Below are 7369 nucleotides of genomic sequence, written 5' to 3'. Positions count from 1 at the left end.
AAAATGTGGAATAGCAATACTGCTTGAAATGCAACATGTTCTGATTTTGAAATAAGAGTTTACAATATAATCAATCTTCATATATTAATTACGTAAGAAGATTGATTATATTGTTACTTCAAATTCTCCAAAATAAAATCAACAGTTTTATTGGTATTTTTGTTTTCTCGGTAAGAGTCTGTAATATATTTCGAATCAACAGCACACCCATTTTTGCCCAACGATTCGAAATTTTTTAAATAATCCAACGAAATTTTTCCGCGTAATAACCTTTCAGACAGCTTTTTTTATATATACTTTTAAAATTACATTAAAAAATTAGCATCCCATACTTGCAAAACCTTCACAATCGCAAGTTTCGTAAAAAGTATTGTCTGTTAGCGTTCTTGTAGTATCATAGCATTTTACAGGGTCATAGGTTTCACAACCAACTTCACAACTTGCACCACAATTGGTTAGTCCTGTAAATAAACCGCCTTCAGTTCCAGGGCCGGTTCCAGTTCCGCCTTTCGTTTTTTGCAAATTATATAAATTTGAAATTTTATTCTTTTTAAAATTCAATAGCCCAAATTTCTTTTTTTTCATTCTCAATAAATTTTAATGTTACAAATACAAAGTAACATGAAAACGTAAGGCTTACAAAGTCTAAACTGTGATGGTTTATGAACTATCAAATAGTTTCTAAATCCTTTCGTAGTTTTTTTAAGTACTGTGACGGATGAATTCCTGTTTGCGTTTTAAATGCTTTTGAGAATGTTTCTTGTCGTTTGAAACCGAATTCTTCTGCAATCGCTTTTATGGTATATGAACGTAATTTTTCATCATTTTTTAGTTGGACTAATGCAGTGTTAATTCGTAATTCTGAAATGTATGTTTTGAAGGTTTTATTTTTATAATTATTAATCACGTTGGAAACATAAGACGTATTTGAATCTAATTGTTCAGCTACAAAACTTAAACTACAATCTGGTAACAGATACATTTTTTCTTCTTCAAACTTTTGTAATTTCTGCAATAATAATGCAGCTTTAGCATCGGTTACTTTTTCAGAAATTGAAGAACTATTTGCTACTTGTGGGATGCCTGTTTTTTCTAACTCGTTGGCTTTTTGTAATGCATTTTCTATTCGTTTCTTTACTTGTTTTACTTTGTTACGATACCAAAAAATACTGATAATTAACAAAACTATCAGTATTCCCAAAACAACGTAAAGTTGTTGTTTTTGCAGTGTTTCAGAAGCCATACGTTCGCTGAGTTTGTTCAGTTCTTCTCTAAGTTCCGCAATATCATTTTTAATATATACTTCTTTAATGACTTTAATATCTTCCTCTGTTTCTTTTTCTACCAACGAAACATACTTTTCAAAATATTCTTGCCCTTTTTCTATGTTACCAATTGCTGTGTATACGATTGACAATTCTTTTTTGAGCAATCGTTCTATATGATATTTTTTTTCAGATGTTAGAATAATAGCATTTGCCTTTTCTAAAAAATCAAGTGCTGTTTCGTATTTGTTGAGTTTCGCATAGCTTTTCCCTGCATAAAAATAGACTGCACACAATAAATTTTCATCTTTTGTATCTATTGCTAGAAGCTCCGTTTTTTTAACCAAGGCAATACTTTCTTCGTATTTTCCTTCTTCATGTAGAATGACAATTTTATTGATGAGTAAATATGAATAAGATGTGATATCATCTTTAGGGCATTTCTGCAAACCCAATTCATTGTAATATTTTGCTTCTTTTAGATAATTTTCCGAAGTCATTTCTCCCATTCGCAGATATGCTTCAGAAATATTAGCATATTGAAAAAGTTGATAGGACAATTTTTTAGCTATTGGTTTTGTTGCATTTTCAAGTGTTTCAAGATTTTCTTTAAAAATTCGGATGGCATCTTTAAAATCTTTGTGATCTTTTTTAATGAAGGCAATATTTGTTGAAGCTAGAATTTCATTTCGTATGTTATTCGCTTTTTTAGCATACGCTTTCGCTTTTAAATGTGCATTTAGGGCACTAGAATTCTGTCGCAAGTCTGTGAGCAAAGCGCCTTTTAAATTGTGTGCTTGAAAAAGTAACGTATTATTTCTTTTATCTGCGGATTCAAATAGTAAAATTGATTTCTCAACACTTTCCAAGGCTTGCGAATTATTTGCCAATGTATAGTTGCTAAAAGCTATTCCATACATTGTTTTGGCAATATTTTTCTTATTTTTCTCTTTTAGAGCTACTTCGTGGGCTTTGGTGATGTAAACAAGCGCATGAGATGGTTGTGTATTTATAGATTTGACATATAACTTTGTAAGTTCATCATACGACTTATCAGCTAATGAATCTGTCTGAGCAAAAGCATTAGAAACACTAACGAAATACATAATAATAACAAAAAACTTGAAAAATGTGGAATAGCAATACTGCTTGAAATGCAACATGTTCTGATTTTGAAATAAGAGTTTACAATATAATCAATCTTCATATATTAATTACGTAAGAAGATTGATTATATTGTTACTTCAAATTCTCTAGAATAAAATCAACAGTTTTATTGGTGTTTTTGTTTTCTCGGTAAGAATCTGTAATGTATTTAGAATCAACAGCACACCCATTTTTGGCCAACGATTCGATGTTTTCTAAATAATCTAACGATATTTTTCCACGTAATAACGCATTCATATCTTTTCCAGATTTGTAATAGTTATATATTTTTTTTAATCCAGATAAGTATAAATAATCTTTCGTGAATCCGCCACCACGATGCGCTCTTACGGAAATATTAAACGCTGTGTCTTTGTCTAAATCATAGGTGTTGACAAATTTTCTAAACGTTGTAGAAAACGAATATCCTTTTGCCAAACTATCTACCGCAATTACACGATATGCTAATTCTTTTAAGCGTTTTACTGTTAAATTATTACTCATATATTCTGAAAAAACAGCCAATCCTTCTTGGGTTTCTTCATAATTTGGAAATCCGTTTGAAAATATTTTAAGCGGATGCAATTGTCCATTCATTGTCGTCACCATATGTACACCAATTTCATGATTGGTCAATACGGCAATTTCATTATCAGAAAAAGTATGTTTTTCATTGATAACCAATGTTTTAATATTATTTAATACCATTGCAATAGCGCTCATATCTTTGGAAAACTTAATATGATACGAAAAGTCGTATTGCGCTGAGTAGTCACGAAAAAGTGCTTCCGTTTCTTTAGGAGAATATTTTGGCTGAAATTGAGCTTCGCTTTCGTCTTCTTCTTCAAAATGCAGAATAAACTTTGCGTTTTCAACATCTTGCTCCGTTGGTGTTCCAAAAGAACGCAGACTGTTGTAATAAAATTTTCGCTTGGTTCCAATGGTTTGAATACATTGAATTAAGCCTGAATATGCATAAATAATATCTTCATACAACTCTCTAGTGAATTCATTTTCAATATGTTCTATCGGTTGTGAAATCAACTCTCGATGCATCTGAAAACGATCAAAATCCATCACAGGATATTTAAAATTTGGCTCTGCTAGATATTTTGATTGGAAGAATTTTTGTTTCTCTTCTTCTAAATTTATGGGATTTACATAGCTTAATAGTTCGACTTTTTTGACAAGTTCGTCAATGTTATTGTCGATTTCAAAAAGCACTTCGTTTCCAACATGTATATCATTCATCCTAAAAAATCTTCTTATTTGTATTTTGCATAAAATGCAGTAGCATGTTTTGGTAACATTCGTCGCAACTCTTTTTCAATAGTCGCAACAACTTCGGGGAACATGACTTGATTAATTTCGTCGCAATATATCTTTTTTACTTCGGTTGCCAAAACTAAAGTGTTGCTAAAATGCTGCGTAATGTATTTTAAAAAATAGCCATTTCCTTGAAACGTATCGTTAATTTTTGAGGTCGATTCTATATCGTTTGGCAATTCGATCATAGAAAGCATTTTTCGCCAAGATTCTATCGATTCTCCAAAACGCTCATTGTCAACATTTCCAGTTCCAAGATTAAAGGTTGGCACTTCGCGTTCCCAACGTTTCCAGTTGTACGAATGCATATCGTACACGACACATACACCAAATTTTTCTTCTAATTTAGCAATTAATGCATATACTACTTTGTAGAAATTGGCATGTTTATCCAAACTTTTTTGTTTCATTTCCTCAGAAAGTGGTTCGTGCCAGAGTTTTTTCCCCCAAGCATCTTCATAAATGGCACTTTCAGGCGCACGATTTAGATCGTATTCAAAGCGTGAATCCATTCCTGCAATGATAATTGGATGTGTTTTTACCATTTCTCGCGTTGCAGGATCTTCTTCAAACCAGCGTTCGTATTCGGTATGTATGCAGTTCTCCCAAAGCTCACGTCTAAACTGATGTCCATCATGAACAGCTCCGCAGGCGTACGGTACATACGCGTCAATTTTTATAGTAAAAGAATAGTCTGACGAAACTGCTCTAAATACTTCTTCATTTTCAATTTTGGTAACAATCTCTTGAATGGTTAGTTTTTTCATGAGGCATTTATGGTTATGTATATGGTACTTCTATCCTACTCTAAAAATTTTCACTTGTTTTTCAACATCATAATCGCCGTGCGCTTCGTTAATAATATCAACCGAAACTTCGTAGTCTAATTTATAGATTTTTAAGAGTGCATCCAAACGCTCTTTGTTGTTTTTGGCAATTTTATAATCTCTTCGGTATTTATGTATAGGTCCGATGGCAATTCCTAACAAGCATAATGAACCGACAATGACAAATCGTATTCCTGGCACGTATCCGTTATACATATCATACGTTACCAAGAAATAATATACGGTAACAATTAAAATATTTAGTATGGTAAAGAAAATAAAGTGACTGATGGTATCCGTTTTTGTTTTGGTAACCAACTTTAATTTGGTGTGCACTTCAACTATTTTTTCTTCTAACTTTTTTTCAGGTTTTATGTACTTACACTTCTGTGAAAAATTGGGTGCTTCATTCGTAAGTCCACAAATAGCGCCTGTTTGAAAGTCATAAATTCTATTGTCGCAAATAGTACAATGTGATTTAATGTCGATTTCCATATCATGAAAGTGTGTTAATTTCGATACTTTTCTCTACGTCAAATGCTCCTTGTTCATTTCTAGAAACGTTTACATCTGCTTTATAACCAAGATTTTCTTTTTTGAGTTTCGCTGTTAAAGCAGTACATCTTTTTTCTGCTCTTTCGAAATCTTTTTTATAACGTTGCAGTGGTCGCAAAGCTACTGCCAACAATACGCCACCAGCAAATATTAGGAATGGAATTACAGGATATGCTGTCCATTCTGCATAGTGTACATACAAACCAAATAGTATCACAGAAACTCCTATAAAACCGATGATTGCGGCATCTTTGAGAATTCCTTTGCGAATAATTTTTAGTTTTTCAAGTTCAACAAGAATTTCTAAAAGTTCATCTTTAATATATGCTACGTCAATTGTTGTTTTGTTTGATGTATTCATGTTGTTTTATGGTATAAAGTTCCCCATTCTGTCCACGAACCATCGTATACGGAATAGTTTGTATATCCTGAATATTCAGCCGCTAACGCCAAAATACACGCCGTAATTCCTGATCCACACGAAAATACAAATTCAGTTTCATTTGTTTGTAAAGATTCAAAAATAGCTTTGATTTCAGCTTTTGATTTTAGTTGATTGTTGTGTACTAATTCCGTGTATGGAAGATTTTTTGATGTTGGAATTTGTCCGCTTCGCAAGCCTTTTCTTGGTTCAGGCACTTTTCCTGTAAATCGTGCTGAAGATCGTGCATCTACAATTAAGCTTGAAGCATTTTGAATTTCTTGCAACATTCCGTCATAGTTTCTAAATAGTTTTGGACGATATTTTGCTTCAAAATTGCCTTTTTTGCCTTTAAACGCTACTTTTTCTTCACATAAAAATCCTTTTTCTTTCCACACGGGAAATCCGCCATCTAAAACAGCAATATTGTCAAAACCCATTGCTTTAAACATATACCAAACGCGTGCCGATGCGTAAATTCCCAATTCGTCATACACAACAATACTACTCTCTTGATTGATGCCTAATTGTTGTGCTTTTTGTGTAAATGTAGCTGCATCCAACATTGTATTTGGAAAAGGCGCATCCATTACACTGAAAACTTTTTTAATGTCAAAAAAACGTGCATTTGGAATTTGTTGTGTTTCAGCTAATGAAGCTCCTACAACTTTCGGAATGGTTCCGTTTAAAACGATCAAATTGGTTGCATAAAGATGTTCATACAACCAATCTGATGTTACTATTGTATTCGGAATTTGCACGTTCATTACGCGTCATCAACAGCTTTGCGCAAACGAACACGTCTGTCAAATGCTTGTAATTTGTCCGATACTTTACTTTCTACAAAATCAATTACTTTTTCTTGTAGTTTTACTTTGTATACTTTGTTGATATATGTAATTCCGCCAGGCGACATTACATTTACTTCTACTAATTTTCCGCCGATAACATCAATTCCAACAAAAAACAATCCGTCATTTACCAATTTTGGACCAATTTGTTTACACAATGCTTTTTCATCTTTGGTCAGTGAATGTTTTTGAACGCTTCCTCCTGCACTCACATTTGATCGATGATCATCATTGCCAGGTACACGACGCATTGCGCCAATTGGTTCTCCATTGAGTAATAATATACGAACATCACCTTGATCTGCTCCTTCTATATAATCTTGAAGAATGACATAATTTGATGAACCATCGCTACTTGTAATATAAAAATCAAGTAACGATTTAATGTTATTCATGGCTGATTTTTCTATTAAAATAACGCCTGAACCACCAAATCCGTTTAATGGTTTCAGAATCATTTTATCAGATTTTGATTCTTTGATTTGTTGCACCAAATAATCTTTATTTTTTGATACATGCGTATTTGGAATGATATTACTATGTGCATCTCCAAAAGCAGCCGTATACAATTTATTATTGGCTTCGCGCATTCCTTGCAGTGAGTTTACTATAAAAACATCATCTTTTACAGAATCTAGAAAATTTAACATTATTGGATCTAGCGGTGGATTTGCACGCATAAATATGACATCAAATCCTGCTAATGGTAGCATTTCTTCACGTAACGTAGCTTTTGCATAAAAAGATTTTAATGTCGAAGGTACTTTATCCATTCTTCCAATAACTGTACAGAATGCATTGGTAACACTATCTCTTATCGTTAAGTTGGAAGGGGAACACGTGGCGACACCGTGCCCTCTTTTTACACATTCTTTTATCAAAGCGAGGCTTGTATCATTTTCTGGATCTATATCTTCCCATGGATACATTAAAAAGCAGATATTCATAACTGATTTCTTTTGGTTGTTTATTTGGTCT

General features: G+C 32.8%; 8 protein-coding genes. All 8 read right to left on the bottom strand.

What is annotated here, in order from left to right:
- Positions 1-318: 318 nt before the first annotated feature.
- Positions 319-585: a hypothetical protein gene (locus AA089_RS09800; protein ID WP_046756758.1), complete on the bottom strand. Its 267-nt coding sequence runs from the start codon at positions 583-585 to the stop codon at positions 319-321.
- Positions 586-670: 85 nt separating this feature from the next.
- Positions 671-2371 (bottom strand): helix-turn-helix domain-containing protein, encoded by a 1701-nt coding sequence (locus tag AA089_RS09795; protein ID WP_162200432.1) that lies wholly within the window; start codon positions 2369-2371, stop codon positions 671-673.
- 133 nt (positions 2372-2504) lie between these two features.
- Entirely contained in the window at positions 2505-3662 is a 1158-nt protein-coding gene (locus AA089_RS09790; protein ID WP_046756756.1) for a flavohemoglobin expression-modulating QEGLA motif protein, read from the bottom strand.
- Positions 3663-3676: 14 nt separating this feature from the next.
- A complete protein-coding gene (locus AA089_RS09785) occupies positions 3677-4504 on the bottom strand; it encodes an N-formylglutamate amidohydrolase (protein ID WP_046756755.1) in 828 nt (275 codons plus the stop codon).
- A 30-nt stretch (positions 4505-4534) separates the two neighbouring features.
- A complete protein-coding gene (locus AA089_RS09780) occupies positions 4535-5059 on the bottom strand; it encodes a hypothetical protein (RefSeq protein ID WP_046756754.1) in 525 nt (174 codons plus the stop codon).
- A gap of 1 nt (position 5060) precedes the next feature.
- Complete coding sequence (locus AA089_RS09775; protein WP_046756753.1) at positions 5061-5480, bottom strand: hypothetical protein; 420 nt, start codon at positions 5478-5480, stop codon at positions 5061-5063.
- On the bottom strand, positions 5477-6307 hold the full coding sequence (locus AA089_RS09770) for a sulfurtransferase (protein ID WP_053002318.1): 831 nt from the start codon (positions 6305-6307) through the stop codon (positions 5477-5479). Before AA089_RS09770 ends, AA089_RS09775 begins: the two co-directional genes overlap by 4 nt.
- Positions 6307-7338, bottom strand: a complete 1032-nt coding sequence (gene gshB / locus AA089_RS09765) for a glutathione synthase (protein ID WP_082113246.1) — start codon at positions 7336-7338, stop codon at positions 6307-6309. The genes AA089_RS09770 and gshB overlap by 1 nt, the downstream gene beginning before the upstream one ends.
- Positions 7339-7369: the final 31 nt, after the last annotated feature.

Source organism: Kordia jejudonensis, assembly GCF_001005315.1.
In the GTDB taxonomy this organism is placed as follows: Bacteria; Bacteroidota; Bacteroidia; order Flavobacteriales; family Flavobacteriaceae; genus Kordia; species Kordia jejudonensis.
Note: the sequence above shows the minus strand (reverse complement) of the source record. Positions and strands in the feature narration are given on the sequence as shown.

Excerpts from the sequence above, each read along its gene's own strand:
- AA089_RS09800 (WP_046756758.1), bottom strand. The coding sequence starts at position 585 with ATGAAAAAAAAGAAATTTGGGCTATTGAATTTTAAAAAGAATAAAATT.
- AA089_RS09795 (WP_162200432.1), bottom strand. The coding sequence starts at position 2,371 with ATGTATTTCGTTAGTGTTTCTAATGCTTTTGCTCAGACAGATTCATTA.
- AA089_RS09790 (WP_046756756.1), bottom strand. The coding sequence starts at position 3,662 with ATGAATGATATACATGTTGGAAACGAAGTGCTTTTTGAAATCGACAAT.
- AA089_RS09785 (WP_046756755.1), bottom strand. The coding sequence starts at position 4,504 with ATGAAAAAACTAACCATTCAAGAGATTGTTACCAAAATTGAAAATGAA.
- AA089_RS09780 (WP_046756754.1), bottom strand. The coding sequence starts at position 5,059 with ATGGAAATCGACATTAAATCACATTGTACTATTTGCGACAATAGAATT.
- AA089_RS09775 (WP_046756753.1), bottom strand. The coding sequence starts at position 5,480 with ATGAATACATCAAACAAAACAACAATTGACGTAGCATATATTAAAGAT.
- AA089_RS09770 (WP_053002318.1), bottom strand. The coding sequence starts at position 6,307 with ATGAACGTGCAAATTCCGAATACAATAGTAACATCAGATTGGTTGTAT.
- gshB (WP_082113246.1), bottom strand. The coding sequence starts at position 7,338 with ATGAATATCTGCTTTTTAATGTATCCATGGGAAGATATAGATCCAGAA.